A 26,357-nucleotide genomic window follows, 5' to 3' on the forward strand; every position below is an offset into this window, starting at 1 on the left:
GTTGCCGGTGGCACGGGTCGGACCGCTCGCTCTACGCGACAGGTTCGGCGGTGAGGCGGTACTGCGCCCGTGCCTGGCGCACCGCCCGTTCGATCTGTTCCTGGGTGCCGCCCCGGAACAGGAAGCGGCCGCCTTGCAGCGTCGCGTAGGAGCCGGGACGAGAGACCAGGACCTCTCCGGGCCGGGGCACCAACTCCCGGTACACGTAGGGGATGTCACCCAGCAGCGAGACAGCCTGGGTGATCTTCTGGGGCAGCGGCCTGGGACCCGGGACGATGAGCCAGCCGCCGCTTTCCTCCGGATCGGCGGCCGGTGTCTCGACCGCTCGGCCGAGCAGCACGTCCACCCAGAGCCGGAAGAGGTTCACGCCGTGCACGTCGTGGATGACGTACGGCACGTCGGCACCCGGCACCCGGGCGCCGACCTCCAGGAACACCAGCTCGTCGCCGGTGTCGAAGAGTTCCAGGTGGAAGGCGGAGCCGCGCAGGCCGAGCGCGCTCAGACAGCGCACGGCGAAGTCCTCGCAGCGCGCGCGCACCGCGGGGTCCGTCTGGAAGACGGAACCGAGCGGTTCACCCGAGATCTCGAAATCCAGGCAACTGGAAACGTAGCGCGAGGTGCACAGGAACAAGGGCACGCCCGCGGCGTCCAGTACGCCGTCGACGTGCAGGATCTCGCCCCGCACGAACTCCTCGATCTCGAAGTCGCGCAGGCTCCGCTCGGCGCACAGGGCCCGCAGTTCCTCGGCCGAGCCGATCTCGCGCACGCCCTGGCTGGACGCGCCCCGCACCGGCTTGACGATCACGGGGTAGCCGAACTCCTCGGCGGCCTCGACGATCTGTTCCTCGGTACGGCAGGACGCCCATCGCGGCACCCTCAGACCGGCCCGCGACAGAACCTCCTTCATGACGGCCTTGTCGCGGAACCGGGAGGTCTGTTCGCGGTCGGCCCCCGGGACGCCGTACCGCTCGCGAACAGTCGCCGCGAGGTCGAGGAGCATCTCGGAGAAGGCGATGACGTGGTCGAACGGGCCCTGCTCGCGCACGACGGTGTCGAGCAGTTCCAGGACCCCGTCCACGTCGTCGAAGTCCGTGACGACATGCACCCGTTCGGCGTCGGCGGGCACCGCGCTGCGGCCACCCTCGTCGCAGACGTAGGTGACCCGGTCGGTCTCGGCGGAGAAGACGACCTCGGGAGCGGCCAGGCGGTTCTCCCAGCGGCGCTCGTCCTCGTACAAGGGCCAGCGATTCAGGAACAGGATGGCGCCGGACATGGATATCGTCCTCACGGTTCGCGGTTCACGAAATCAGGAATACGTCGGCCCCGAGACGGCCGGCCGACAGTTGCACCGGACCCGCAAAGACCCGGGAAACACACCCGGCCCTGTATTCCTGGTGCGGCCACGGAGGTGTCGTTCGCACTGCCTCAGCCTCGCACGGGATGGGCTCGACCTGAATAGGACCTACGTCCCAGCACCCCTCTTCTCGACGGAACGGCCGCCTCCTGATCCGTCCCGTCCAGGGAACTGCCTGGGTAGATGGGCCTATTGCACCCAGCGCGGCTCGGGACACAGAATCCCTGTTGCAACCCCCGCGCCGAAAAAGGGCCGCGCACTCCGCCGGTGCCAGGCGCAGCGGGGACACGGCTCTGCCGGGGGGCCGGCTTCGAAACCGGACTGATATCTCGCGGGACAGGTGGTGCGGTCATGACGGAAGCGGCACAGACGGTACGACGGGCGGGCGCCGAGGAATTCCGGGCGGCGATGGCCCGGTTCGCGTCCGGGGTCGTGGTGGTCACGACCCTGGACTCGGACGGGGAGCCGCGCGGCTTCACCGCCAGCTCGTTCTGCTCGGTGTCCCTGCGCCCGCCGCTGATTCTGGTCTGTCTGGCGAACTCGGCCGACTCCTTCGCGGCGTTCTCCGCCTGCGGACCCTTCGCGGTGAGCGTGCTCGGGAGCGAACACGACGCGCTGGCGACGCGGTTCGCGACGCGCGGCGTCAACAAGTTCGCGTCGGGCGGCCTGTCGCTCACGCCCGGCGGACTGCCGGCCGTCGCCGACTCGCTCGCCGAACTGGACTGCGAGGTGCACGCACGCCACCAGGCCGGGGACCACATGATCCTGGTCGGGCGGGTGTGCGGCGCCCGCATTGGCGAGGACGCGGGGGCCCCCATGGTCCATTACGAGCGGTCCTTCCGGTCCCTGGCCTGACCGGGCGCGGGAATGCCGGAAATGCCATGGGCACATGGACCTATTGCCCGTGCGCAATCCGGGACGGAGAATTCATATCGAGCCTCCCTCACTCATGGAGAACTGCGGCGCGCACCAGGAGACTTTTCCCGAACCGCCGACCGGGCGCCGAATCCTCAAGCGGCGGAAAGCATCTTTCTCCCTCTGTGGAATCACCGGTAGGGACGGCAGAGACACATCACGTGCAGAAGCATTCAGACCGAAAATCACGGAAAACAGGAGATTCAAGGATGCTGCTGAGAGTTGATCCGGTTGATTCCTTTTCCGGAACATTCCGCGTTCCTTCCTCGAAGCCTGAAACACAACGGGCGATTCTGACCGGCACGTTGGCCGAGGGCACGTCACGCGTTTACAACGACCTCCGCTGCGACGAGACGGAGACCATGAAGAACGCGTGCCGTGCCTTCGGTGCGCAGATCACCGAGCACGACGGGTTCCTGGAGATCCAGGGCATCGGCGGGTCGTTCCCGGCGGTCGGACGCGTCATCCAGTCGCGCGGCTCGGGCCTGGTGTTCCGCATCGCGACGGCGCTGGCGTCCGTGCAGCCGTCGCCCGTCGTGGTGACCGGCGACGCGACCCTGCGCAACCGCGTGATGGAACCCCTTCTGGCGGCGCTGCGCGAACTCGGCGCGGACATCGAGTCGATCGTCAGCGAGAACAAGGCGCCGATCGTCAACTGGGCGCGCGGTCTGCGGGGCGGCGTCTGCCGGCTGCCGGGCGACATCAGCTCGCAGTTCATCACCGCCATCCTGTTCGCGGCTCCGCTGGCCGAGGGCCCGGTGGAGATCGAGGTGACGGGCGAGGTCTTCTCCCAGTCGTACATCCGCCAGACGCTCGCGAGTCTGACGAAGGCGGGCATCAAGGTCTCCGCCTCGGAGGACCTGCGTCACTACTGGGTGGAGCCCTCCGCCTACCAGGCCCAGGACGTCGTCATCCACGAGGACTACACCTCGGCCTCGTACCTGTTGGCCGCCGCCGCGCTCTTCCCGGGCCGGACCGTGCTGACCAACGTGTACGGCGACAGCCTGCAGGGCGAGTTCGCGATCGTCCCCATTCTGGAGCAGCTCGGGGTGAGTGTCACCTTCGACCGGGACACCTCGTCGCTGACCGTCGACAACCCGCCCGGCAGCCTCCGCGGGGACTTCGAGGTGGATGTGCGCGACTGCCCCAACATCGTGCCCACGCTCGCCGGCCTCGGGGCCTACGTGCAGGGCAGCCTGCGGGTGACCGGCGGTCGTCTCACCCGGTTCCACAAGGCCTCACGCATCGAGGCCATGGCCGCCGAGCTGTCCCGCGCGGGCGTGGACATCGAGGTCCTGTACGACGACGGGGTCTGTGACGGCTTCCTGGTCCGCGGCGCGCGGACCTATCCCGGTGGGGTGACGCTGTCGAGCTGGGGCGACCACCGCATCTTCATGTCGCTCTTCGTCGCAGGCCTGCGGATGCAGTTCGCGAACCACTTCTCGGGCTTCGAAGACGTCCGCCTGTCCTTTCCCACGTTCATGGAGGAGTTCGCCGGCGCGGGCGTACGCGCCAGGGCGGTCGAAGAGGTGCAGGCGCCGGCCGAAGCCGTCGGCTGACCCCTGGAAGAGCGTGGCGGGTGCGCGGGCCGGACAGTGTGCCCGCGCGCCCGCCACGGCGTGGGGCGCCGGGACCCGCGGCTCCCGCGGCCGGCGGCGCCCCCGTACGACCGCCCGCCCCCTCCCGTACAGGAAGCGCCGATGCCCTCGTCACCCGTCCCCCGGCTGCGCGCCGATGTCTCCGGGCTGCCCCGCTACGTACCCGGCCGGGCCGCTCCCAGCGACCTGGTGGACAAGCTGTCGTCGAACGAGAACCCGTTTCCCCCTCTGCCGTCGGTGGTCGCCGCGATGCGCGAGGAACTGGGACGCGTCAACCGCTACCCCGATCCGGCCAACGGTGAGCTGGTCACCCGACTGTCCACCCGGCTCGCGGTGCCCGCCGAGAACATAGTTCCCGGCGCCGGGTCCCTCGGCGTCACCAGGGATCTGCTGTGTGCCGCCGTCGGGAGTGGGGACGAGGTCGTCTTCGCCTGGCGCTCGTTCGAGGCCTACCCCCGGCTCGTCTGGGCCACCGGGGCCACCCCGGTGCAGATCCCGCTGCGTGACGAGCGGCACGATCTCACGGCCATGGCCGACGCGCTCACCAGCCGCAGCCGTCTGGTCCTCGTGTGCAACCCCAACAACCCGACCGGCACTGCCGTACACCGCGGCGAACTCGAACGGTTCCTGGACCGGGTGCCAGGCGACGTGCTGGTCGTGCTGGACGAGGCGTACCGCGAGTTCGTCGACGACACCGACGTACCCGACGGCATCGCGCTCCAGCGCGACCGCCCCAACGTCGTCGTGCTGCGCACCTTCTCCAAGGCCTACGGTCTGGCGCGGCTGCGGGTCGGCTACGCCGTCGCGCATCCCCCGGTCGCCGCCGCCCTGCGGGCTTGCGCCGTGCCGTTCGGTGTCAGCGGGCTCGCCCAGGCCGCGGCACGGGCCTCGCTGGACGCGGAACCCGAACTGCTGGAACGGGTGGGGACCCTGACGGCCGAACGCGCCCGGGTCATCCGTGCGCTGCGGGCGGCGGGCCGGCCCGTTCCGGACAGCCAGGCCAACTTCGTCTGGCTGCGCCTCGGTGCGCACACACCGGCGTTCGCCGAGGCGTGCCTGACGGCGGGAGTCATGGTGCGCCCCTTCGGCGACGAGGGAGTGCGGATCACCATAGGCACTCCCGAACAGAACGACCGCCTGCTGAAGATCGCGGGCGACTGGCAGGCGTGAGGCCCTGCCCGGCCGGCGGGCACCAGGGCCCCCGGCCGACGAGCCGGCGGCCCCCGACCGCACCACCTGGGTCCGGGGCCGCCTTTTTCCACGCCTCGCCCCGCCTCGGCCGCCGGCACCGCTTCCCGGCGCGCGCGGCCGAGCCGTGCCCTGAGACCGCCGCGAACCCGCTCAAGGCGCACGCTCTGGAACCGCTCCAGGCCCGCTCTCCGATCGCACTGGCGTACGGGCAACTGGCCGGGTCCGGGGCGTAGCTTGACTGCGGCAGCACGGAAGCGAGGCGGTCGTCCCGCCGCCGCACGAGGCGCCGTGAACCGCACGTTCCACGGAATCGCGTCCTTGCGGGGTTCTTCATTCGCCCTTCGAGGAAACCCAGCGGGAGGAAAAAGCGTGGGAGAAGCACCGCCCGTGAACCTCACTCTCCGGGAGCTGGACGTACTCGGCCTGCTGGCCGAGGGGTTGAGCAACCGGCTCATCGCCCGACAGCTCGACATCTCCGAGAAGACCGTGAAGAACCATCTCGGCAGCATCTACTGCAAGATCGGCGCCGGCCACCGCACACAGGCCGCCCTCTACGCCCGCCGCCTCGGCCTGACCACCCCTCACCTGGCGGCTCCGGCACAGGGAGCCGCCATGACGGCCCGCGAGCGTTGCGTACTGGGCCTGCTGGCCGAGGGATTGAGCAACCGGCTCATCGCCCGACAGCTCGACATCTCCGAGAAGACCGTGAAGAACCATCTCGGCAGCATCTACTGCAAGATCGGCGCCAGCCACCGCACGCAGGCCGCCCTCTACGGCCGTCACCTCGGCCTGGCCTCTTGAACCGGCGGCCTCGGCGCACGGCCGGCCGCGGGGAGGGCGGCGGCACCCGGCGTTCACTCCTCTTCGGTGAGGAACCCGCGCACCAGGGCGGCGGCCTCCTCCCGGCACTCCTCGAAGTAGGCGTGCCGAGCACCCGTGAAGAGCCGGGTACGGGCTCGGGGGATGCGGGTCGCGAGCAGTTCGAGGTTGCCCGGCGGGGTCAGCCGGTCCTGGTCGCCGTGGAGGATCAGGGTGGGCGCGGTGATGCGCGGGAGTTCGCTCCAGGCGTCGTGCTCGTTGCTGGCCACGAGATGAGCGCGGCGCGCGTGGGCGGGCATCCGCGGGTCGCCGAGGGTCCGGTACGGACCGGGGTGCGCGGCTCGCCAGCGGGGCGAGTACATCAGGTCGGCGAGCGCCTCGCGTACCGCCTCCGGGTCCGGTTGGGCGAGCAGTCGCCGCACCGCGGTGTCCCGTTCCATGGCGTGCGGGCCGCCGGGGGAGGTACAGCCCAGAACCAGTCGGCGCACCCGGCGCGGATGGCGGATCGCGAGCCACTGCGCGACGCGTCCGCCCATCGAGGTGCCGTACACGTCGGCGCGTTCGATGCCGAGCGTGTCGAGGACCGCGACCGTGTCGTCGGCGAGCTGCGCGGTGGAGTAGGGCCCGCGGGGCTTGTCGCTGTCGCCCGTGCCGCGCTGGTCCAGCGTGACGGTGGAGCGCACGGTGTGGAAGTCCTCCCGCGTGTCGTCCCACCAGTGGTGGTTGTTCGCCTGCCCGGCGAGCAGGACCAGTGGCGGCCCCTGCCCCCGGTGCTGACAGGCCAGCGCGACGCCGTCCGGGGCGCGGGCGAAGACCGGGGCCGGCACGTCGTGTCCGGTCATCGCCCGAACCGCCTCACTGATCGAAGGGACACGCTCTCACCCGGTACCCGCGTCGGCCACGACCCGGCGGGAGCGGGCCTGCTCGATCTCCGGGACATGCTCCTCGGCCCAGGTCCGCACCGCGCGGAGCGGCACGAGCAGGGAGTGGCCCAGCGGGGTCAGGGCGTACTCGACACGGGGCGGGTTCTCCTCGTACTCGTGACGGCTGATCAGACCGTCCGCCTCCAGGGAGCGCAGGGTTTCGGTCAGGGCCTTCGACGTGATGCCGCGGATGTGCGCCTTGAGTTCGGTGAAGCGGTGCGGTCCGCCGTCCAGGGCGTTGACGACGAACACGGTCCAGCGCGCGCCGATCCGGTGCAGCACGGTGCGGCTCGGGCATGTCGCCGCCATCACGTTGTACGCCCTGCCCATGGCCGCCTCCGGTTTCGTTGAAGATACCGGTATGCAATCTATACCGTCAGACCCGATCCTACGAAGGAGAGTGCAGTCCATGGAACGGATCCTGGTGATCGGCGGTGCGCGGGCACTGGGCGCGGCGATCTCACGGCGCGCGGTCAAGGACGGATACGAGGTGGTGGTCGGTGCCCGGAGCCTGGACGGGGCCGAGCGGCTGGCCGCGGAGATCGGCGCCACCGCCGTGCACTGCGACCTGGGGGACGAGTCGACGCTCGCGGCCGCGGCCGAGCGGCTGAAGGACGGCGTCGACCACATCGTGACGACGGGTTCGGCGCCGCACGACGTGCGCGCGACCGAACTGGACCACGACAAGCTGGTGGCCGCGTTCACGGCGAAGGTGATCGGTCCGATGCTGGTGGCCAAGCACTTCGCGCCGGTCCTGCGCCCGACCGGGTCGCTGGTGCTCTTCTCCGGTGTGGTCGGCTGGCGCCCCGGGCCGGGGTCCCTCGTCAAGGGGATCACCAACGGCGCGGTCGAGTACGCCGCTCGCCACCTGGCGGCGGACCTGGCCCCGGTACGCGTCAACGCCGTCTCACCCGGCGTCGTGGACTCGGGCGCCTGGGATCGGCTGGGCGACAAGAAGAGCGCCCTGCTGAGCAAGAGCGCCGCCGGGACCCTGGTCGGACGGCATGGCGAGAGCGAGGACGTCGTCGACGCGGTGATGTGGCTGCTGCGCGCCGGGTTCGTCTCCGGCGAGACGATCCACGTCGAGGGCGGCGCCCGCAACAGAGTCGCCTGACACCAAGGCCGCCGCGCGCGCTCCGTCGCTCGCGGCGGCGGGTGTCCCGGGGCATCCCGGCGGCCCCCGCACCGGAGGTTTCCGCAGCCCGACAAGCCCGGCGGGTGGTCCCGCCGCACCCCGCCGTTCCGCGGACGGGGCCCGAGACCCAGGAGACAGACCATGCCCGAGCACGTTCTGATCGTCGGCCCAGGCCGCGACTTCCCCGCCCGCCTGCGCCGGGCCAGGCCCGGCACCCGCACCACCGTCCTGTGCGACATCACCTACATCGGCCGGGTCCGCGAGCCGGCGGAGAACGTCCGGGTCATCTGCCTGCGCCGAAACGCGCCCGAGCAGGAATGGATCGACCTGGCCCTGGCCGTGCACGCGCGGGATCCCTTCACCCGCGTCGGCTCGTTCGGTGAGTCGGACCAGATCCCCTACGCGGCGGTCGCCCAGTCCCTGGGGCTGCCGGGACACAGCCCGCAGACCGTGCACCTGGCCCACGACAAGGCCGCCATGCGCGCCTGGCTGCGCGAGAAGGGGATCGACAGCACGGCCTCGCAGCGTGTCCAGAGCCTCGACGAACTGCGCGCCTTCACCCAGCGCCACGGCATGCCCTGCATCGTGAAGCCGGTGTCGAGCGCGGGCAGCGCGGGAGTCGGCAAGGTCAGCACCGACGGCGATCTGGAGCAGGCCTTCGCGCGAGCCGGCCGGAGCGAGCCGGGCCAGGCCGCCGCGGGCGTGCTCGTGGAGGAGTTCCTCGACGGCCCCCAGTACAGCGTCGAGGCGTTCTCCGAGTACGGCGAGCACGTGCTGGTGGGCATCACCGCCAAGTGCTCCGACCCGGACGGCTTCGTGGAACTGGGCCATGTCTCCCCCGCCGGTCTCCCGGAGGAACAGCGCAGGGACATCGGCACCTACGTCAAGCGGATACTCGACGCCCTCGGCGTGCAGAACGGGCCGACTCACACCGAGGTCGTCCTCACCGGAGCGGGGCCGCGACTGATCGAGACGCACGTCCGCGTCGGCGGCGACAGCATCCCGGATCTGACCCTGGACGCCACAGGCGTCGACCTCGACGACTGCACGGCCCGGCAGGCACTCGGCGAACAGGTGCTGCCCGGCATCCGGGCCACGCTCGCCGAGGCCCGGCCGTCACGCCCGGCCTCGGCGATCTGGTTCGCCTCCATCGACACCTCCGGCACCCTCGTCTCGGTCACCGGCACCGACACAGCGGCGGCCGTCCCCGGCGTCAGCAAGGTGTCGGTCCTCGCCCAGACCGGCAGCGAGATCGGCGCGCTCACCGACTCCGACGCGCGTCTCGCCTCCGCCCGCGCGCTCGGGGACACCCCCGAAGCCGCACTGGCCGCCGCCCGGGAGGCCGTGTCGCATCTGGAGTTCCGGCTCGGCGCACGCCCCCGGGACAGCCGCACGATCTGAGACCGCGCCCGGCCGGAACCCCCACGAAGAGGGATGGAATGCTGTCATGACAACTGGCCCCCAGGTCACCACGGTGCCCGGCGGAACCTCATCGCGCTCCGGATTCTGGTACTTCTGGGCCGCCTCGGGCATCGGAAGCCTGGGGTCCGGCGTCACCGCCATCGCCCTCCCGCTGACCGCCCTCGTCGTCCTCGACGCCTCGGCCTTCGATGTCGGCCTCATCACGGCGGCCAGCTACGCGGGCGCGGTCCTCCTCGGGCTGCCGGCCGGCGTGATCGTGCAACGCTTCCCCATGCGGCGCCTGCAGGTCCTCATGGACCTCGTCCGCGCCGTCCTGATCGCCTCGGTGCCCGTCGCGGCGTGGCTGCACATCCTGACCATCGCGCAGCTCGTCCTGGTCGGTCTCTTCATCAGCCTGGCCAACATCCTCTTCGACGTCGCCAACACCGCCTTTCTTCCCTCCATCGTCGGCAAGGAAGAACTGACGGCCCGCAACAGCCTTATCTCCGGCACCCTCGCCACCACCCAGTTGGCCGGTCCCTCACTGGGCGGCCTTCTCGTGCAGCTCCTCGGCGCGGCCACCAGCATGATCACCGACGCGGTCAGCTACCTGCTGTCCGCGGCCCTTCTGGGGCGCATCCGCGCGGAGAGCCCCCGCTCCCCAAAAAGCCATCAGGAACCCTTCGTCCGGCAGATCAGGGAAGGCCTGCGGTTCGTCTTCCAGCATCCGGTGATACGCCCCTCCGTCCTGGCTTCCACCGCCTTCAACCTCGCCTCCGGCATCGTCCTGGCGGTCACCCCCGTCTTCCTCGTCCGCACCGCCGGTCTCCCGGCCGGCACCGTCGGACTCGTCCTCGCCTGCGACGGCGTGGGAGCCCTGGCCGGAGCCATGATCACCACCCGGCTCGCCGGCCGGCTCGGCACCGCGCGCGCCGTCGTGGTCGCCACCGTCGCGGGAGCCGCCGCCACCCTGCTCATGCCGCTCGCCCGCTCGAACTGGGCGGCCGTCGGCTTCGGTCTCGGCCTTGCCGGCTTCGCGGCGGGCATCACCGTCCTCAGCATCCTCACCCGAACCCACCGTCAGACCGTCACCCCGCCCCCTCTCCTGCCCCGTGTCGTCGCGTCGGTCCGCTTCTTCACCTGGGGAGCCATCCCCGTCGGCGCACTCCTCGGCGGCTCCACCGCGGACGCTCTGAGCGCACGCGGCGCCCTCTACACCGCCTGCGCGCTCGTGGCCTTCGCACCGCTCGCCCTCTACTGGAGCAAGATCCGCACCATCAGGAACCTCGACGACTGACCGGCGGCGGGTGACCGCGCCGGACATGGTTCGCGCGCCCGTGCGAGGGTGGGGCGGGGGAAGTCGGGGAATCCGGAAGGCAGTTGTTCCCCATGGACCCCGGGCACCACTCTGGGTGGCCCGGCCGCCGTACGGAGGGTTGCCCATGCTGCGAGGCATCGACGTCAGCGCCTACCAGTCGTCCGCGTACGGAACCGACGGTCTGTCGTTCGTCTTCATCAAGGCGACCGAGGGCCGCTCCTACGTCAACCCGAAGCTCGGGGCGCAGGTGAAGACGGCGCGGGACGCGGGCTGTGTGGTCGGCTTCTACCACTTCCTGTGGCCCGGCAACATCACCGCCCAGGCGGAGTACTTCGTCGGCAAGGCCCCCGAGAAGGCGGGCGATGTGCTCGCCGTCGACTGGGAGACCACCGGCGACGGCACCCACGCGAGCAACGCCGAGAAGGACCGCTTCATCCGCAAGGTGAAGGAACTGCGCCCGCACCACCGGGTGGTGCTCTACACGAACCGGAACTTCTGGCTGAACATCGACACCACCTCGTACGCGGGCGACGGGCTGTGGATCGCCGACTACGTCACCGCGGGCAAGCCCCGGATCAAGGCGAAGTGGCGCTTCCACCAGTACACGTCCGACCCGGTGGACAAGGACGTCGCCGACTTCGCGAGCAAGGCGGCGCTGCGCGCCTGGGCCGGCGGGGCGTAGTCCGGCCGGCCCAGGCGGGAGGGGTCGTACGGGTCAGCCGCGGAAGTCCGCCGGGCGCTCCGGGCTCGCCTCGGCGAGGGCCTTGGTGACCGCGTCCACGCCCTCCCGGAGGCCGTAGACGGGCGTGCCGGGCTGCTGGCGCCAGGAGTCGTCCAGGCCGCCCGCGTCGACGGTGTCGAAGCCGATCTCCTCGATCAGCTCGCGCACCCGCCGCTTGGCCGCCACGTCGTCCCCGGCCACCGGGAGCGCCAGCCGGTCGGGGTCGCCGGCCGGGCGGGCGCGGTCCAGGATGTCCTGGGCGTAGGTGCCGTTGAATGCCTTCACGACGGTGTGGCCGATCTGCCGCGCGGTCCAGCCGCTCTCGGTGAGCCCGTCGTCCTCGATCGCGTCGATGCGGCCGTCGCGCTGCGGGTAGTAGTTGCCGGTGTCGATGACGGCGACGCCCTCGGCGGCCCCGTCCAGGATGCCGTCCGGCAGGTCCGGTACGGCCTTGAGGGGGACCGTGACGACCACGACCTCGGCGCCGCGCGCCGCCTCCCCGACCGTGACGGGGGTCGCCCCGGTCTCCTCGGCGAGCGCGGTGAGCGTGTGCGGGCCGCGGGAGTTGGCGACGGAGACCTCGTGCCCGGCCGCGGTGAACCGCCGGGTGAGGTTGCCGCCGATGTTGCCCGCGCCGATGATGCCGATCTTCATGAGAGACAGACCCTTCCGGGGTTGATGCTCCTGTTGGGATCACCTGATGGGGATCACCAACCCCGGTCCCCGATATCCTATTCCTGCCGGACGGTCCCGGGAACGCCGAAGGGGCGCCCGCCGGGATGTCCGGCGGGCGCCCCTTCGGGGTGGGTCACTTGTTCAGGTGGGCCCAGAACTCGTCGAACGAGAGGAGCTTGTCGCCGTTGAGGTCGCGGGCGGCGATGATGACCTCCGCCACCGACTCGGTGACGTTCCAGTCGCCGCCCTGGGCGAGCGCGGTCTTGAACTCGGCCGCGGTGATGAACCCGTCACCGTCCGTATCGATCCGCTCGAACTGCTTACGTGCTTCCTCGATGTCGGCCACCGATCCGCCCCTTCGTCGTGCGTCACTGCGTGCGTCGTGCGTTGTGTACGGAGGTCAGATTAACGGTCCGTACGAGCCCGCAGTACGGCGACCGCCCAGGTCGCACCCCGCCCGCCCGGCCCGGTGCGCACCGGGCGCCGACGGGGAAAAGGCCTGGGCCCGCGCCGGTCGTGTCTGGAAGGGTGGGACCGGAGTGACCGGTGGGTGGAGGGTCAAGTGCCGAGGGGGCTGTCATGACCGGTTCGTCGGGTACGTTGCGCGCTGTCGTGGACGCGGCGGGCCGGGGGGTCTTCCCGCCGGCCGACGGCTCCGTCACGGTCGTACGGCAGCACGCGCCGCGTGACGCGGGGGTGCTCGCCTTCACCGCGCACTCGGTCGTCTTCACCGACGAGGACGAGGACTGGGTGCGCGCGACCCTGGACACCGTCGACTGCGACCCGCTCGCCGCGGCCATGAACCCCCGCTTCCTCGCGGCGCTCATGGAACGGACCGGACGCTCGCACGACACCGTCGACGTGTTCTCCGTCGCCGCCCCGCTGCCCGGCCCGCCGCCCCTCGCGCTCACCGAACTCACCGGCCACGACCATCCGCGGATCACCGCCGCGCGCCGGCGGCGGGACGACGTGCGGGCCTGGGAGACGGACGGCGGGGTGGTCGTCCTCGGCCACGGGGTCGGCGGGCGCCTGGAGACCTCGGTCGAGGTGGACGAGACCGTACGGGACCGGGGGCTGGGCCGGGCGCTCGCGGCGGCGGCCCGGCATCTCGCCGGCGAGCCGGTCTGGGCGCAGGTGGCGGCGGGGAACGCCCGCAGTCTGCGGGCGTTCCAGGCGGCCGGTTTCCGCCCCGTCGGGGCGGAGGCGCTGCTCACCCCGCGCTGAGCGGACCCCTGCCCGAGCGGCGGCGGTCGGGGCCAGGGCGCGTGGGGGCCAGGGCGCGTGGGGGGGGGAGCGCCGGTCAGTGCCAGGGCTCGTAGTACGGGTTGCTCTGGCAGTCGCTCATGATCTCGGTCTTGGTCTTCTTGTCGACCGGGCAGACGCCGATGACGTACTGGCGGGCGATCCCGCCGGGGAAGGCCACCTCGACCTGGTCGGCCCAGCGGTGGGTGTCGCCGATCGTCTTGTTGACGTCCACCCCGCCGGGAGCGTCGATGTAGTAGTTGTAGCCGGACTTGTACCAGGTCTTGTACAGGTCGTGGTCGTAGGTCGTCGACACGTACGGCGAGGGCTGGTTGACCAGGACGTACTGCTCGATGTCGTACTGCCCGCCGACGACGTCCTTGGGGTAGAAGCCCTGCTCGAAGACGGTCGCCGGGCCGCGGCTGTCGCTGCGGTACAGGGTCTCGCAGGTCCTGCGCCAGACCGGCTCCGGGGTGATGCGGGCGGCGTCCACCCGCCGGTCGGCGGCGGCCTTGACCGGGTCGGCGAACTGGGGGCAGGCGGGCGCCGCGGCCCGGGTGGCGGGGGCGGCCGGGGCGGCGGGTGTCGCGGCGGTCGTCGCGAGGACGGCGCCGAGGGACAGGACGACGGCGGCGGCCCGCCGCCGCAGGCGAAGGAGGATCATGGGAAGCACGATCTCCGTTCCGCGGCGGCGGGCCGTGGATCGTCACCCGTACGACGGCGTGTCCGGACGGACGGGTCGACGGACCGGCCAACAGGCGCCGCTCTAGCGGAAGATGCCGGTGTGGCCGAGCGAGTAGCGGCCGGGCTGGGGGTACACGGCGAGACCGTGCGGCCCGCTGCCCACCGGGACGCGGGCGAGCTGCACACCGGTGCGGGTGTCGAGGGCGTACACCTCGGCGTTGTAGCGGCCGGACAGCCACAGCACCTTGCCGTCGGCCGAGACGCCGCCCATGTCGGGGCTGCCGCCGTCGGGCAGGCGCCACTTCTTGGTGAGCCGGTTCCGGGTGAAGTCGAAGATGGAGATGGTGCCTTCGCCGCGGTTGGAGATGTACATCTCGCGCGAGTCCCGGCTGACGTACAGCCCGTGGCAGCCCTTGCCGGTGTGCAGCAGGGTCGGCTTGGTGAACTTGTCGCCGTCCAGGACCCACACGCCGTCGGCCATCATGTCGGCGATGTAGAACTTCTTGCCGTCCGGGGAGATCTTCACGTCCTGCGGCATCGCCCCCTGGTAGGGCAGTTTCTGCTGGCCGACCACCTTCATCTTCTCGGTGTCGACCTTCAGCAGCTCGCCGCTGAACTCGCAGGACACGATGAAGTACCGCCCGTCCGGGGAGAAGTCGGCGTGGTTGACGCCGTAGCAGCTCACCGGCTCGGTCTTGACGCGCTTCATGGTGTGCGCGTCGCGGAACACCAGCTCGCGGTCGAGCGAGGCCATCACGATCGCGTACTTGCCGTTGGGCGTGAAGTACAGGTTGTACGGGTCGTGCACGTCGACCGGCTTGCCCGCCTTCCCGGTCTTCGGGTCGATCGGCGTGAGGCTGTTGCCCTTGTCGTTGTTGACCCAGAGCGTCTTCATGTCCCAGGAGGGGACGACGTGTTGGGGCTGCGCGCCGACCGGGATCGTCTCGATGACCTTGTACGTCTCCGGGTCGATGACGGAGACCGTGTTGGACTCGGTGTTCGGCACGTACACCCGCGAGGGGAAGTCCTTGACCACCGGGGAGAGGCGGCCCGGCCGGTCGGCGGCGTAGACGTCCTTCGGGTCGAGCAGCGGGGGCATGCCGGGCAGGCCCTCGGGCGCCTTCTTCTTCACCGGCGCGGGCTGGACGGCGGCCTTCGTGCCCAGGGCCTCGTCGGCGTGCTTCCCGCCGGGGGTGCCGCAGCCGGTGAGGACGGCCAGCGCGGCGAGGGCGGCGCCGGCGGCCAGCACGCCGCGCCGGGAAGAGAGGCTTGGGGAAGTGGGGGGCGTCAGCATCAGCTCAGCAACTCCGTTGTGGTGACCGGGCGCAGGCCGCGCCGGTCCAGCTCGTGCAGGAGGTCGGGGAGGGCGGCGACCGTGTCGGCGTAGCCGAAGTGCAGGCTCACCACGGAGCCGGGGCGGACCGCCGCCAGGACGTTCCGGGTGACCGCGGCGGCCCCGGGCGAGGTGAAGTCGAGGGAGTCGACGTCGTAGGAGAGGGTGTGCGGGTATCCGGCGTCCTGCGCGAGCCGCTGGACCAGGGCCGAGGCGCGGGGGGCGCGGGAGGGCCGGAACCAGGTGCCGATCGAGCCGGTCAGCCGCTTCAGCCGGTCCGCGCAGCCGCGGATCTCGGCGGCCGCGTCCGTCTGCGACATCGCGTTGATGTCGAGGTGGTGGAGGGTGTGGTTGCCGAGGTCGTGGCCGCCGTCGAGGATGCGGCGGGCGATGTCGGGGTGCTCGTCGAGCCATGTGCCCACCGCGAGGACGGTGACCCGGACACCCGCCTTCTCGGCCTCGCCGAGCACCGACTCGGCGATGGCGGGGTCGCCCTGGCCGTGGAAGGTGAGGGCGACCTTCGGGGGGTTCGTGCGCGGGCCGTGGGTGATCTCGGCGGGCTGGGCGGGGAAGCGGCGGGGGGCCGGGGCGGGCGGTACCACCGGGGCGCTCGGGGCGGCGGGGGGCCGCGATCGGGCGGCGGCCGGCGTGGTGTCGGGGTGGGCGGGGGCCGCACGGGCGGAGCAGCCCGCGGTGAGGGTTCCCGCGGTGAGGGTTCCCGCGGTGAGCGCGAGGCCCGAGAGCAGGGCTGTGCGTCGGGGTGGGGCGGGGGGTGTGGCGGGGGGTGCGGGGTCTTCGGCGGGCGTGGTCACCGGACCATTTAAGGGGGGAAGGTCCCGGAAACCGGCGATTGGTCCGTCTGCGGGCGGCTGCGCGCCGGGCGGTACGGGTGCGGGCGGCTGCGCGCCGGGCGGTACGGGTGCGGGCGGCTGCGCGCCGGGCGGTACGGGTGTGGCTCGGTGGTGGGTCGGGGCCGTGCCGGTACATCCGTCCGTCGCCGTTGGATCAGACGTGTGCTGAGTAGTGGGGGCTGCTCGATCCGGGCGTAAGCGACGGACATCTGATGTACCGGCACGGCCCCTTCCGCCGGATGCCGGGTGCGGGCCGAATTCCACTCGCGACCCTTCAGCCCCTCCGGCGCTCGCGATCCTTTAGCCCCTCCGGCGTTTGAGGAGCGGGGTCTGGGGCGGAGCCCCAGGGGTGGGACGGGTAGGGGCGGAGGGGGCGAGAGACGCTTGGGGGCGGTGGACTTGGCCGGGACGGGAGGGGGACCGTGGGACATCCCCCGGTTTTGGATCAATACGGTGGGTCTGCGATAGTCAGCGGTGCGACCTCCACCCATTGACCCGGGCCATGGTTGTCGTCGGCCCGCGGATCACACCCCATTCGCTCCGCGGCGCCCCGAAACCCCGGTTGCCAAGCGGCCGGGGTTTCCGCGTACGAGAGTACGAAGGGTCCGCTTCAGCGGTCCGCGACACGCATCTCGAACCAGGTCGTCTTGCCGCGGGGCAGCAGATCGACCCCCCAGCGGTCGGAGAGCTTGTCGACGAGGAAGAGCCCCCGCCCGCTCAGATCCAGCTCCTGGACCGGGATGAGACAGGGAAGCCCCCGGGAGGGGTCACGCACCTCGACGCGGATCCGGCCGCGCGGCCGCCGCATCCGGAGTCCGAAGTGGCGGGCACCGGTGTGCCGCACGGCGTTGCCCACCAGTTCGGAGACGAGTAACACCGCGTCCTCGGCCATCTTCGGCGAGAGGCCCCAGTACCGCAGCACCACGACCTGGGCGAGCCGCCGCGCGGACCCGGCGGACTCGGGGCGGGACGGGAGCCGCACCTCGGTCTCGGCGGGATTGCCGTACGACTCCAGTGCCCGGTGCGCCCGTTCGTCCTCGACCGCAGGCGTCCAGCGTGCCGCGGTCGCACTCCCGTGCCGCCGCGGCTGTTCGATACCCTCCAGCCCCGCCATGCCCCCATCATGGCGGCCCGGACGGCGGTTGGGGGCCGTTCCGGCGGAATAGGCCCCCCGGAATGGGGCATTCCATGCCATTCGGCTGGCATATGCCCGCGACATACCGGGGGCCGGTAGATCCCATCTGACCTGCGGCGAAAGGGGAGTTGGGGGCAATGCCCGGCGACCGCCGACAAGGTGCGCTTAAGGTTGCCTTAAGGCCGGCATAAACCGCACCATCGGGGGACGCCGGGTGAGACACCGCGTCAACTGCAAGGGGATCAGCGGAATTGGGCGGGTGACATTCGCCGCCCCGTCAGAGGAACTTGGCCTTGCCCGGGCCCTCCTCGACGAAGCTGCGCATCCCCCGCTCCCGGTCCTCCGTGGCGAACAGGCCCGCGAACCAGTTCCGTTCGATGGCGAGGCCGGTCTCCAGGTCCGTCTCCAGGCCGGCGTCGATGGACTCCTTCGCCGCGCGCAGCGCGATCGCCGGGCCCCGCGCGAGCCGGGCCGCCCAGGCGTGGGCCTCGGTGTAGACGTCGGCGGCGGGGACGACCCGGTCGACCAGGCCGAGGGTGAGCGCCTCGTCGGCCTTGACCATCCGGCCGGTGAAGACGAGGTCCTTGGCGCGGGAGGGGCCGATCAGCCGGGACAGCCGCTGGGTGCCGCCGGCGCCGGGGATGACGCCGAGCAGGATCTCGGGCTGGCCGAGCTTCGCGTTGTCCCCGGCGATGCGGTAGTCGGCGCACAGGGCCAGCTCGCAGCCGCCGCCGAGCGCGTAACCGGTGACGGCGGCGACGACCGGCTTGGGGATACGGGCGACCGCGGTGAAGGAATCCTGCAGGGCCCGGGACCGTACGACCATCGCCGCGTGGTCCATGGCCCGCATCTCCTTGATGTCCGCGCCCGCCGCGAACACCTTCTCCCCGCCGTAGAGCACGACGGCGCGGACGTCCGTCCGGGTCGCCGCCTGTTCGGCCAGCTCCTTGAGGCGGTCCTGCGTCGCGACGTCCAGGGCGTTCATGGGCGGGCGGTCCAGGCGGATGGTGCCCACGCCGTCGGCCACTTCGAGATGCACAGTCATGGCAGCAGGTTAGCGGCCGTTAACGACAACGGGCCGGGTGTGCTGGGTCACAGCACACCCGGCCCGCGGAAGACCGGTACTCGGGGACCTACTTGGTCCAGTCCGACCAGGACATGTTCCAGCCGTTGTAGCCGTTGTCCGGGGCGACCTTCTTGTCCTTGGAGTTCTTCACCACGACCACGTCGCCGATGATCGAGTGGTCGAAGAACCAGGCCGCCGGCACCTTGCCGTCGTAGCCGCCGCGCACGTCGCGCAGGCCGATGCAGCCGTGGCTCGCGTTGTAGTTGCCGAAGGCGTCGCCGCCCCAGTAGTTGCCGTGGATGAAGGTGCCCGAGTCGGTCAGGCGCTGGGCGTGCGGCACGTCCTTGATGTCGTACTCGCCGCCGTAGCCGACCGTCTCGCCGTTCATCCGGGTCACCGTGAGGCGCTGGCTGATGACCATCTGGCCGTTCCAGGTGTCGTAGCCCGGCTTGCCGGTGGTGACGGGGATGGTCTTGAGGACCTTGCCGTCGCGCTTGACGACCATCTTGTGGGTCTTGACGTCGACGGTGCTGACCTGGCGGCGGCCGATCGTGAACTTCACGGTCTTGGCCTGCTTGCCGTAGACGCCGGGGCGGCCCTCGACTCCGTCGAGGTCGAGGGTGACGGTGACCTTGGTGCCGGCCGCCCAGTAGTCCTCCGGCCGGAAGTCGAGCCGGTCGTTGCCGAACCAGTGGCCCTCGACGTCGACCGCGGGCTCCGTCTTGATCCTGATGGCCTTCTCGACGGCGTCGGGGTGCGTGATACCCCGGGTGAAGCGGAGCGAGAAGGGCATCCCGACGCCCACCGTGGAGCCGTCCTCGGGCGAGTAGATGCCGACGAAGGTGTTCTTCGGCGTCAGGGTGGTGAACGCCGACTCCTCGGCGGCCTCACGCCCTTCGGCGTCCTTGGCCACCGCGTGGACCGTGTACTTGGTGGCCGCCGCGAGGTGCGAGGCGGGGGTCCAGGTGGCTCCCCCGTCGGTGATGCTCCCCTTGACGACCTTTCCCTTGGTGTCCTCCACGCGGACCTCGGTCAGCTTGCCCTTGGCCGCGGTGACCTTGAGCGCGCCGCTCGTCTCCACGTCGCCGGCCCCGTCCTTGGGCGCTATCTTCACCACAGCCTGAGAGGCCCTGGTGTCCGCCGTGCCGCTCGCCGCCTTGCCCTTGCCCTTGCCGTCGCCCGGACCGGTTTCCCGGTCCGCGTCCCCTCCCCCGCCGCACGCGGTCAACGCGAGCAGCAGAACTCCCAGCAGCAGCGCCAGGATTCCCTTGTTCCGGTGGGTTCGTGCGCCAACCGACGCCCCCGATATCGGTCGCCCGTTCACAGTCGTTCTCCCCTCGCACGGCCTGATCAGGCCCGCACTCCAGCGCGTCCCACGCGCGTATCGCGCTAATTAATCACACGGCCCGGAGCGATGGATCCCCGGGAAGGTCACCGTTCCGTCCCAAACTCCGGCCGTGCGGGGCGACGCTGGAGCACGTCGTGCGTATACCCCTGTAAGGGGGCACTTCATCGCGGGGAGCGCGCCGTCCACTCTTTCCAGCTCATGTTCCAGCCGCCGAGGCCGTTGTCGGCCGCGACCTGCTTGTCGTCGCTGTGCACGACCTCGACGACGTCGCCGATGAGACTGCGGTCGAAGAACCAGCCCGCGGGGGTGTCCGAGCCGCCGCCCTTCACGTCGAGCAGGCCCACGCAGCCGTGGCTGACGTTGGTGCGGCCGAAGACGTCCGGCGCCCAGTAGTTGCCGTGCAGGAAGGTGCCGGAGTCGGTGAGGCGCATGGCGTGCGGGACGTCGGGGATGTCGTACTCGCCGCCGAAGCCGACCGTGCGGCTGTTCATCCGGGTCACCTCCAGCATCTCGGTGACGACCATCTTCCCGTTGTACGTGGTGGTCCTGGGCGCCCCTGCGGTGATCGGGACCGTGGCGAGCAGGGCGCCGTCGCGGCGGACCCGCATGGTGTGGGCGCGGGCGTCGACCAGGGAGGTCTGGCTGCGGCCGACGGTGAAGGAGACGGTCTTGGACTGGAGCCCGTAGACGCCGGGGGCGGCTTCGACGTCGCGCAGCCGCAGCGTGACGGTGACCTTCGTGCCGGGTTTCCAGTACGCCTCGGGGCGGAAGTCGACGCGGTCCTTGCCGAACCAGTGCGGGCGGATCTCGACGGCGGGGCTGGCCTCCACCTGGACGGCCCGCTCGACGGCGGCCCGGTTCTCGATCTCCCGGTTGAACTCCAGGGAGACGATCATCCCGGTGCCGACGGTGGACCGGTTCTCCGGGGTGACGTAGCCGATGAACCGCTCGTCGGGGACCTGGGTGGTGAAGGTGGTGTGCCGGGCCGAGCGGCGGCCGTGCCCGTCGAGGGCGACCGCGTCGACCGTGTACCGGGCGGCGAGGGCGAGCCGCGGGGCGTCCGGCTTCCAGGACAGCCCGTCGTCGGAGAGGCGCCCGGCGACCGGGGTCTCCTGGGCGTCCTGGGACTTGACGACCTTCACGGACTCCAGGCGCCCGCTGGGCACCCGTACCGTCAGCGGCTCCTGCGGGCCGACGCCCTTGGCGCCGTCGTCGGGCGTGACGTGGATGACGTCCTCGGGCGAGCGCGGTTTGCCGAACGCCTCGCCGATCCCGTGCGAGATCCCTCCGGAGGAGCAGCCGGCGGCTCCGGCCAGCAGACCGGCCCAGGTCAGTGCGGCGGCCAGCGCGGCCCCTGCGCGCCGCGCGCGCGTCTGTGCGTGGTTCACAAGGGACCCAACGACGGCGCCCCGCCGGGGAAACGTGAGTGCGAGCCACGCGGTGGGCAGAACAGTGGGGAGGACGACGCGACAAGGAGCTGCGGCCCGGGACGCCGTACGCCCCTTTTTCGTTGCGTTCCACGAGCCGCGGGAGGCTGATCGGTGTCGAGCGCACCCGAGCAGGAGGCAGTCCACCAGGGACCTGCCGCTGAACTGCCCACGCAGACCGCCATGGAACCGGCGGGGCGGTCCGCCGCCGTGCCCGCGACCACGGAGCCGCTACCAGCCGCTCCCGCGCTGAACGGCGCCCGGCGCCCGGCGGCGCCCGCCGTCCCCGTCCGGCCGGGTGCCCCGACTCCGCTCGGCGCACGCTTCCGGCGGGGGCCCGACGGCACCACCGGCACCAACTTCGCGCTGTGGGCGGGCGGGGCGGAGGCCGTCGACCTGTGCCTCTTCGACGAGGGGGGCGCCGAGACCCGCGTCCCGCTCACCGAACTCACCCACGAGATCTGGCACGGCTTCGTCCCCGGGGTGCTTCCCGGCCGCCGTTACGGCTTCCGGGTGCACGGCCGCTGGGACCCGTGGACCGGCGCCCGCTGGAACCCGGCGAAGCTGCTCTTGGACCCGTACGCGCGCGCGGTGGACGGCGACTTCGGCCTGCCGCCCGAGGTGTACGGGCACGTCCGGGACTGGCCGCAGCAGCAGGTCGCCGACACCGTGCGCGACGACCGGGACTCGGCGCCGTTCGTGCCGAAGGGGGTGGTGGTGCAGGACGACGACGACTGGTCGGACGACCACCGCCCGAAGACCCCGTGGGCCGACTCGGTGATCTACGAGCTGCACGTGCGCGGGTTCACCCGGCTGCACCCCGGCATCCCCGAGAAGCTGCGCGGCACCTACGCGGGGCTCGCGCACCCGGCGGCGGTGGAGCATCTGGTGCGGCTCGGGGTGACGGCGGTGGAGCTGCTGCCGGTGCACCAGTTCGCCCACGAGGACCATCTGCTGCGCCGGGGCCTGAAGAACTACTGGGGCTACAACTCGATCGGCTACTTCGCCCCGCACGCGGCGTACGCGGCCTCCGGGACGACCGGCCAGCAGGTCGGCGAGTTCAAGCGGATGGTGCGCGCGCTGCACGCGGCCGGTATCGAGGTGATCCTCGACGTGGTCTACAACCACACGGCGGAGGCGGGCGAGCTGGGCCCGACGCTGTCGCTGCGCGGCATCGACAACCGCGGCTACTACCGCCTCCAGTCCGACGCCCGCCGCTACGCGGACTACACGGGCTGCGGCAACACCCTGCACGTCGTACAGCCCCAGGTGCTGCGGCTGATTACGGACTCGCTGCGCTACTGGGTGACCGAGATGGGCGTCGACGGCTTCCGCTTCGACCTGGCGGCGGCGCTCGCCCGGTCCATGCACGACGTGGACATGCTGTCGCCGTTCCTCGCCGTCATCGCGCAGGACCCCGTGCTGCGCCGGGTCAAGCTGATCGCCGAGCCGTGGGACGTGGGCTCCGGCGGCTACCAGGTGGGCGCGTTCCCCCCGCTGTGGACGGAGTGGAACGACCGCTACCGCGACGCCGTACGGGACTTCTGGCGCGGCGCGCTGCCCGACGTACGGGATCTCGGTTACCGGCTGTCCGGGTCCAGCGACCTGTACGCCTGGGGCGGGCGGCGGCCGTACGCGTCGGTGAACTTCGTGACCGCGCACGACGGTTTCACCCTGCGGGACCTGGTGTCCTACGAGCACAAGCACAACGAGGCGAACGGCGAGGGCAACCGGGACGGCACGAACGACAACCGGGCGTGGAACGGCGGGGTGGAGGGCGAGAGCGACGACGAGGGCGTCCGGGCGTTCCGGCGGCGGCAGCTGAGGAACCTGCTGACCACGCTGCTGCTGTCGACCGGGGTGCCGATGCTGGTCGCCGGGGACGAGTTCGGGCGGACCCAGCGGGGCAACAACAACGCCTACTGCCAGGACAACGAGATCAGTTGGATCGACTGGTCGCAGTTGGAAGACCCGGGCTGGCGGGCGCTGTTCGAGCTGACGTCCCGGCTGATCGCGCTGCGGCACGGGCATCCGGTGCTGCGCCGCCGGGCGTTCTTCTCCGGGCGGGCCCATTCGGCGGACGGGCTGCGGGATCTGGCCTGGTTCACCGCGCGGGGCACCGAGATGACCGAGCGGGACTGGTACGAGCCGGCCGCGACGCTCGGGATGTATCTGTCGGGCCGGGACATCCCGGGCCGGGACGAGCGGGGCGCGCCGATCACCGACGACAGCTTCCTCGCCGTGCTGCACGCCGGGGAGGGGCCGGTCACGTTCGAACTGCCGGGGCCGCCCTGGGCCGCACGGTACGAGGTGGTCGTGGACACCTCGCGGGAGGAGCAGGGGGAGGCGCCGGGAGTGGTGCACCGGGCGGCGACGGCGATCACGGTGCCGGGACGGTCGGTGCTGCTGCTGCGGGTGTGCTGAGCGGCGGGCGGCGAAGGGGTGCCGGGCGGCGAAAAGGCGTGCCCGGCCGGGCCGCCCGTCAGCCGAGGATGCCGCGGTCGTAGGCCGTCGCGACCGCCGCCGCGCGGTCCTTGACGCCGAGCTTGCCGTACAGGTGGGTGAGGTGGGTCTTGACCGTGGCCTCGCTGATGAACAGGACGCGGGCGATCTCGCGGTTGGAGGTGCCCTTGGCGACCAGCGCCAGCACCTCGCGCTCGCGGGCGGAGAGCGCCTCGGCGGCGGGGGCGGGGGCGCGCACGGCGGACACCAGGCGGGAGGCGACCGCCGGGGACAGCACGGTGCGGCCCTCCGCCGCCGCGCGTACGGCCGTGAACAACTCGTCGCGGGGCGCGTCCTTGAGGAGGTAGCCGGTCGCGCCCGCCTCGATGGCGGGGAGGGTGTCGGAGTCGGTGTCGTACGTCGTCAGGACGAGGACCTTGGCGCGGGCGCCGCGGCGGGTGAGTTCGGCGATGGCCTCGACGCCGTTGCCGCCGGGCATCCGCAGGTCCATCAGGACGACGTCCGGGTCGAGCAAGGCGGTGAGCGCCACCGCCTGTACGCCGTCGGACGCCTCGCCGAGGACGGTGAAGCCGGGGGCGGACTCGAACATGCCGCGCAGTCCGTCGCGTACGACGGGATGGTCGTCCACGAGCAGGAGGGTGATCACGGCGTCGGAGCGGGCGTCCGCGGGGTCATCGGTCATGGCGCACCAACGGTACGCGAGCGCAGACCGCCGTGCCGTGTCCCGGCTCGGACTCGACGGTGAGGGTGCCGGCGATGCGTTCGGCGCGGGCGCGCATGCCGTCGAGGCCGAATCCGCCGGTGTCGGTGCGGGCCGGCGTGGTGAGCGGGTCGAAGCCGGCTCCGTCGTCGCGGACGTCGAGGGTGACCTCGTCGCCCATGAAGCTGAGGGTCACCCCGACCCGGCCGGCGCGGGCGTGCCGGGCGGCGTTCGACAGGGCTTCCTGGGCGATCCGCAGGAGGGTCGCCGAGACCTCGTCGTGGAGTTGCTCGGCGGTGCCGGTGACGGTGAACTCGGCGCGCGATCCGTTGCGTCCGCCCCATTCGGCGACGGTCTTCCTCAGGGCCTCGGGCAGGCCGTCGTCGGCCAGCGCTACGGGGGCGAGGTTCTGCACGGAGCGGCGGGCCTCGCCGAGGCTGTGCCGGGCGAGGCCGGCGGCGCGGGTCAGATGGTCGCGGGCGACGGCCGGGTCCGGGGTGCCGGCGACGACCTGGAGCTGGGCGATGATGCCGGTCAGGCCCTGGGCGAGGGTGTCGTGGATCTCGGCGGCGAGGCGGCGGCGCTCGTCGGCGACCCCGGCCTCCCGCGCCTGGACGAGGAGTTGGGCGTGCAGGGCGGCGTTCTCGTCGAGGGCCTGCTGCAACGCGGTGTTGGTGCGCTCCAGTTCGGCGATGGTGTCGGCCTGGACGAGGGCCCGCTCGGCCTCCTTGGCGTTGAGGTGGCCCATGATCGCGGCGAGGGTGACGTTGACGGCGAGGAGTCCGCCGAACACGGCCCAGCCGACCGCGCCGCGCGGCGGCAGCCCGCCGGACTGCGAGCCGGCCACCACGACGACCGCGGCGATCACCCCGGGCCGCACCATGCGGCGGGGCAGCAGCCGCTCGACGTCGAAGTAGGCGGCGGCGGCGAAGAACGCGTAGAACGGGTTGGTCAGGGCGAGGACGAACGCGATGGCCCAGCGGAGCCAGAAGTAGCCGATGCTCGCCGGGGTGGGGCCGGGCCTGCCGCGCATCGCGCGGGTCCACCACGCCTGGAGGGCCAGCGCGGCGATCACCAGCGGTACGCCCACGTACCAGTCGGTGCGGTTCATGCCGACCGGGCCGGCGGTGGCCGTGGAGAGGACGACGGAGACCACGAGCAGGCCGAGCGGGCCGTAGCGGTGGAAGCTGGCCCAGCGTTCCTCCACGATCCGGGCCGCCTCGGCCGCGCTGTCGGGTCGCGGTGCGGTCGTCATGCGTTCAGTCTGCACGGAGGCGAGGCCCGTCATCGCGTGTTCCCCGGCGCCGGTCATGGCTCACTCCCAGCGGAACCAGCGCGCGGCCCCGGCGGTGAGCAGCACCGTCCAGGCGACGAGCACGCCCAGGTGGGACCAGCCCGGCCAGTGGCCCGCGGCGGCCTGGTTCAGGGCCTGGGCGGCGGCGCCGAAGGGGGTGTAGCCGACGATCCGGGCGAGGGTGTCCGGCATGGCCTGCACGGGCAGCCAGACGCCGGCGCAGAACATCATCGGGAAGAACACGGCGGACCCGATGGCGCCCGCGATCTTCGTCGTGCGGGACACGGCGGAGACGACCGCGCCGAGCGCGAGCGCCGCGAGGACGGCGAGGACCAGCGCGAGCAGGTAACCGCCGGGCTGGTGCGGCAGGGTGACGTCGAAGGCCAGCCGGCCGACGGTGAGCGCGAGCAGCGCGGAGACGAGGGCGGCGCAGCCGAACACGAGCATCTGCGCCGACAGCAGCGCGGCGGGCCGTACGGGGGTGGCGGACATGCGGCGCAGGATGCCGCGCTCGCGGTAGCCGGTCAGGGACTGCGGCATCGCCTGGAGGCAGCCCACGATCAGGCCGAGCAGGACGGCGACGGGGACGTAGGCGTCGATGGGGCGCAGGCCGTCGAAGGAGGGGTCGGGCTGCCGGAAGGAGGGGATCGAGCCGAGGATCACCAGGAGGAGGGTGGGGAAGAGCAGGATCCAGAAGATCGCGCCGGGTTCGCGGCGGAAGAGCCGCAGTTCGGTGCGGATGACGGCGGTGTTCAGGCCGCGGC

General features: G+C 71.7%; 24 protein-coding genes and 1 pseudogene. 10 read left to right on the top strand and 15 right to left on the bottom strand.

From position 1 onward, the window contains the following. Nucleotides 1-31 precede the first annotated feature (31 nt). Entirely contained in the window at nt 32-1,273 is a 1,242-nt protein-coding gene (locus AB0912_RS23420) for an ATP-grasp domain-containing protein (protein WP_366702797.1), read from the bottom strand. Nucleotides 1,274-1,705: 432 nt separating this feature from the next. Between AB0912_RS23420 and AB0912_RS23425 the strand changes: the two genes are divergently transcribed. From AB0912_RS23425 to AB0912_RS23440, 4 genes are all read left to right on the top strand, one after another. Continuing rightward, the gene (locus tag AB0912_RS23425) at nt 1,706-2,209 is read left to right on the top strand and encodes a flavin reductase family protein (RefSeq protein WP_366702799.1); all 504 of its coding nucleotides are present in this window, start codon (nt 1,706-1,708) and stop codon (nt 2,207-2,209) included. 269 nt (nt 2,210-2,478) lie between these two features. Beyond that, the gene (aroA, locus tag AB0912_RS23430) at nt 2,479-3,828 is read left to right on the top strand and encodes a 3-phosphoshikimate 1-carboxyvinyltransferase (protein ID WP_366702801.1); all 1,350 of its coding nucleotides are present in this window, start codon (nt 2,479-2,481) and stop codon (nt 3,826-3,828) included. Nucleotides 3,829-3,969: 141 nt separating this feature from the next. Next, the gene (gene hisC, locus AB0912_RS23435) at nt 3,970-5,037 is read left to right on the top strand and encodes a histidinol-phosphate transaminase (protein WP_366702803.1); all 1,068 of its coding nucleotides are present in this window, start codon (nt 3,970-3,972) and stop codon (nt 5,035-5,037) included. 408 nt (nt 5,038-5,445) lie between these two features. Next, the gene (locus tag AB0912_RS23440; protein WP_366702805.1) at nt 5,446-5,859 is read left to right on the top strand and encodes a LuxR C-terminal-related transcriptional regulator; all 414 of its coding nucleotides are present in this window, start codon (nt 5,446-5,448) and stop codon (nt 5,857-5,859) included. Nucleotides 5,860-5,912: 53 nt separating this feature from the next. Here the strand turns inward: AB0912_RS23440 and AB0912_RS23445 are convergent, their stop codons facing one another. Then, a complete protein-coding gene (locus tag AB0912_RS23445) occupies nt 5,913-6,719 on the bottom strand; it encodes an alpha/beta fold hydrolase (RefSeq protein ID WP_366702807.1) in 807 nt (268 codons plus the stop codon). A 36-nt stretch (nt 6,720-6,755) separates the two neighbouring features. Then, nucleotides 6,756-7,130 carry a helix-turn-helix domain-containing protein gene (locus tag AB0912_RS23450; RefSeq protein WP_366702809.1) on the bottom strand — a complete coding sequence of 125 codons (375 nt, stop codon included), beginning with the start codon at nt 7,128-7,130 and terminating at the stop codon, nt 6,756-6,758. Nucleotides 7,131-7,209: 79 nt separating this feature from the next. On the opposite strand from AB0912_RS23450, the gene AB0912_RS23455 reads away from it, so the two are divergent. From AB0912_RS23455 to AB0912_RS23470, 4 genes are all read left to right on the top strand, one after another. Next, on the top strand, nt 7,210-7,914 hold the full coding sequence (locus AB0912_RS23455; protein ID WP_366702811.1) for an SDR family oxidoreductase: 705 nt from the start codon (nt 7,210-7,212) through the stop codon (nt 7,912-7,914). 162 nt (nt 7,915-8,076) lie between these two features. After that, a complete protein-coding gene (locus AB0912_RS23460; RefSeq protein ID WP_366702813.1) occupies nt 8,077-9,336 on the top strand; it encodes an ATP-grasp domain-containing protein in 1,260 nt (419 codons plus the stop codon). A gap of 46 nt (nt 9,337-9,382) precedes the next feature. After that, nucleotides 9,383-10,633, top strand: a complete 1,251-nt coding sequence (locus tag AB0912_RS23465; RefSeq protein WP_366702815.1) for an MFS transporter — start codon at nt 9,383-9,385, stop codon at nt 10,631-10,633. 145 nt (nt 10,634-10,778) lie between these two features. Continuing rightward, a complete protein-coding gene (locus AB0912_RS23470) occupies nt 10,779-11,336 on the top strand; it encodes a glycoside hydrolase family 25 protein (RefSeq protein ID WP_366702817.1) in 558 nt (185 codons plus the stop codon). 33 nt (nt 11,337-11,369) lie between these two features. Here AB0912_RS23470 and AB0912_RS23475 read toward each other — a convergent pair. Together AB0912_RS23475 and AB0912_RS23480 are read right to left on the bottom strand one after the other, a co-directional pair. Continuing rightward, nucleotides 11,370-12,050: pseudogene (locus tag AB0912_RS23475) on the bottom strand (NAD(P)-binding domain-containing protein); the annotation flags it as partial. A 133-nt stretch (nt 12,051-12,183) separates the two neighbouring features. Further along, on the bottom strand, nt 12,184-12,396 hold the full coding sequence (locus AB0912_RS23480; RefSeq protein WP_366702819.1) for an EF-hand domain-containing protein: 213 nt from the start codon (nt 12,394-12,396) through the stop codon (nt 12,184-12,186). A 233-nt stretch (nt 12,397-12,629) separates the two neighbouring features. On the opposite strand from AB0912_RS23480, the gene AB0912_RS23485 reads away from it, so the two are divergent. Next, the gene (locus AB0912_RS23485) at nt 12,630-13,274 is read left to right on the top strand and encodes a GNAT family N-acetyltransferase (protein ID WP_366702821.1); all 645 of its coding nucleotides are present in this window, start codon (nt 12,630-12,632) and stop codon (nt 13,272-13,274) included. 76 nt (nt 13,275-13,350) lie between these two features. Here AB0912_RS23485 and AB0912_RS23490 read toward each other — a convergent pair whose 3' ends face one another. The 7 genes from AB0912_RS23490 to AB0912_RS23520 form a co-directional block, all read right to left on the bottom strand. Beyond that, nucleotides 13,351-13,956: an ADP-ribosyltransferase gene (locus AB0912_RS23490; RefSeq protein WP_366702823.1), complete on the bottom strand. Its 606-nt coding sequence runs from the start codon at nt 13,954-13,956 to the stop codon at nt 13,351-13,353. A gap of 102 nt (nt 13,957-14,058) precedes the next feature. After that, nucleotides 14,059-15,270 carry a hypothetical protein gene (locus AB0912_RS23495; protein ID WP_366702825.1) on the bottom strand — a complete coding sequence of 404 codons (1,212 nt, stop codon included), beginning with the start codon at nt 15,268-15,270 and terminating at the stop codon, nt 14,059-14,061. Beyond that, the gene (locus AB0912_RS23500) at nt 15,270-16,121 is read right to left on the bottom strand and encodes a polysaccharide deacetylase family protein (RefSeq protein WP_366702827.1); all 852 of its coding nucleotides are present in this window, start codon (nt 16,119-16,121) and stop codon (nt 15,270-15,272) included. Before AB0912_RS23500 ends, AB0912_RS23495 begins: the two co-directional genes overlap by 1 nt. Before the next feature lie 649 nt (nt 16,122-16,770). Continuing rightward, complete coding sequence (locus tag AB0912_RS23505; protein ID WP_366702829.1) at nt 16,771-17,274, bottom strand: ATP-binding protein; 504 nt, start codon at nt 17,272-17,274, stop codon at nt 16,771-16,773. Nucleotides 17,275-17,572: 298 nt separating this feature from the next. After that, a complete protein-coding gene (locus AB0912_RS23510) occupies nt 17,573-18,340 on the bottom strand; it encodes an enoyl-CoA hydratase-related protein (RefSeq protein ID WP_366702831.1) in 768 nt (255 codons plus the stop codon). Between the two features lie 88 nt (nt 18,341-18,428). Then, complete coding sequence (locus AB0912_RS23515) at nt 18,429-19,685, bottom strand: Ig-like domain-containing protein (RefSeq protein ID WP_366702833.1); 1,257 nt, start codon at nt 19,683-19,685, stop codon at nt 18,429-18,431. A 185-nt stretch (nt 19,686-19,870) separates the two neighbouring features. Then, the gene (locus AB0912_RS23520; RefSeq protein ID WP_366702836.1) at nt 19,871-21,097 is read right to left on the bottom strand and encodes an Ig-like domain-containing protein; all 1,227 of its coding nucleotides are present in this window, start codon (nt 21,095-21,097) and stop codon (nt 19,871-19,873) included. 222 nt (nt 21,098-21,319) lie between these two features. Here AB0912_RS23520 and glgX point away from each other — a divergent pair, with 222 nt between their 5' ends. Beyond that, nucleotides 21,320-23,560: a glycogen debranching protein GlgX gene (gene glgX / locus AB0912_RS23525; protein WP_366702866.1), complete on the top strand. Its 2,241-nt coding sequence runs from the start codon at nt 21,320-21,322 to the stop codon at nt 23,558-23,560. Between the two features lie 58 nt (nt 23,561-23,618). On the opposite strand, the gene AB0912_RS23530 is transcribed toward glgX, so the two are convergent. Genes AB0912_RS23530 through AB0912_RS23540 form a run of 3 tightly spaced genes read right to left on the bottom strand, consistent with a single transcriptional unit; the run spans nt 23,619 to nt 26,349 of the window. Continuing rightward, on the bottom strand, nt 23,619-24,281 hold the full coding sequence (locus tag AB0912_RS23530; protein WP_366702838.1) for a response regulator transcription factor: 663 nt from the start codon (nt 24,279-24,281) through the stop codon (nt 23,619-23,621). Beyond that, nucleotides 24,271-25,554, bottom strand: coding sequence for a sensor histidine kinase (locus AB0912_RS23535; protein WP_366702840.1), 1,284 nt, complete (start codon nt 25,552-25,554; stop codon nt 24,271-24,273). Before AB0912_RS23535 ends, AB0912_RS23530 begins: the two co-directional genes overlap by 11 nt. 60 nt (nt 25,555-25,614) lie before the next feature. Beyond that, nucleotides 25,615-26,349 (bottom strand): ABC transporter permease, encoded by a 735-nt coding sequence (locus tag AB0912_RS23540; protein WP_366702868.1) that lies wholly within the window; start codon nt 26,347-26,349, stop codon nt 25,615-25,617. Nucleotides 26,350-26,357 lie beyond the last annotated feature (8 nt).

It is taken from the genome of Streptomyces sp. NPDC007084, assembly GCF_040703595.1.
Taxonomy (GTDB): domain Bacteria; phylum Actinomycetota; class Actinomycetes; order Streptomycetales; family Streptomycetaceae; genus Streptomyces.

Excerpts from the sequence above, each read along its gene's own strand:
- AB0912_RS23420 (WP_366702797.1), bottom strand. The coding sequence starts at position 1,273 with ATGTCCGGCGCCATCCTGTTCCTGAATCGCTGGCCCTTGTACGAGGAC.
- AB0912_RS23425 (WP_366702799.1), top strand. The coding sequence starts at position 1,706 with ATGACGGAAGCGGCACAGACGGTACGACGGGCGGGCGCCGAGGAATTC.
- aroA (WP_366702801.1), top strand. The coding sequence starts at position 2,479 with ATGCTGCTGAGAGTTGATCCGGTTGATTCCTTTTCCGGAACATTCCGC.
- hisC (WP_366702803.1), top strand. The coding sequence starts at position 3,970 with ATGCCCTCGTCACCCGTCCCCCGGCTGCGCGCCGATGTCTCCGGGCTG.
- AB0912_RS23445 (WP_366702807.1), bottom strand. The coding sequence starts at position 6,719 with ATGACCGGACACGACGTGCCGGCCCCGGTCTTCGCCCGCGCCCCGGAC.
- AB0912_RS23450 (WP_366702809.1), bottom strand. The coding sequence starts at position 7,130 with ATGGGCAGGGCGTACAACGTGATGGCGGCGACATGCCCGAGCCGCACC.
- AB0912_RS23455 (WP_366702811.1), top strand. The coding sequence starts at position 7,210 with ATGGAACGGATCCTGGTGATCGGCGGTGCGCGGGCACTGGGCGCGGCG.
- AB0912_RS23460 (WP_366702813.1), top strand. The coding sequence starts at position 8,077 with ATGCCCGAGCACGTTCTGATCGTCGGCCCAGGCCGCGACTTCCCCGCC.
- AB0912_RS23465 (WP_366702815.1), top strand. The coding sequence starts at position 9,383 with ATGACAACTGGCCCCCAGGTCACCACGGTGCCCGGCGGAACCTCATCG.
- AB0912_RS23470 (WP_366702817.1), top strand. The coding sequence starts at position 10,779 with ATGCTGCGAGGCATCGACGTCAGCGCCTACCAGTCGTCCGCGTACGGA.
- AB0912_RS23485 (WP_366702821.1), top strand. The coding sequence starts at position 12,630 with ATGACCGGTTCGTCGGGTACGTTGCGCGCTGTCGTGGACGCGGCGGGC.
- AB0912_RS23490 (WP_366702823.1), bottom strand. The coding sequence starts at position 13,956 with ATGATCCTCCTTCGCCTGCGGCGGCGGGCCGCCGCCGTCGTCCTGTCC.
- AB0912_RS23495 (WP_366702825.1), bottom strand. The coding sequence starts at position 15,270 with ATGCTGACGCCCCCCACTTCCCCAAGCCTCTCTTCCCGGCGCGGCGTG.
- AB0912_RS23505 (WP_366702829.1), bottom strand. The coding sequence starts at position 17,274 with ATGGCGGGGCTGGAGGGTATCGAACAGCCGCGGCGGCACGGGAGTGCG.
- AB0912_RS23510 (WP_366702831.1), bottom strand. The coding sequence starts at position 18,340 with ATGACTGTGCATCTCGAAGTGGCCGACGGCGTGGGCACCATCCGCCTG.
- glgX (WP_366702866.1), top strand. The coding sequence starts at position 21,320 with ATGGAACCGGCGGGGCGGTCCGCCGCCGTGCCCGCGACCACGGAGCCG.
- AB0912_RS23530 (WP_366702838.1), bottom strand. The coding sequence starts at position 24,281 with ATGACCGATGACCCCGCGGACGCCCGCTCCGACGCCGTGATCACCCTC.
- AB0912_RS23535 (WP_366702840.1), bottom strand. The coding sequence starts at position 25,554 with ATGACGACCGCACCGCGACCCGACAGCGCGGCCGAGGCGGCCCGGATC.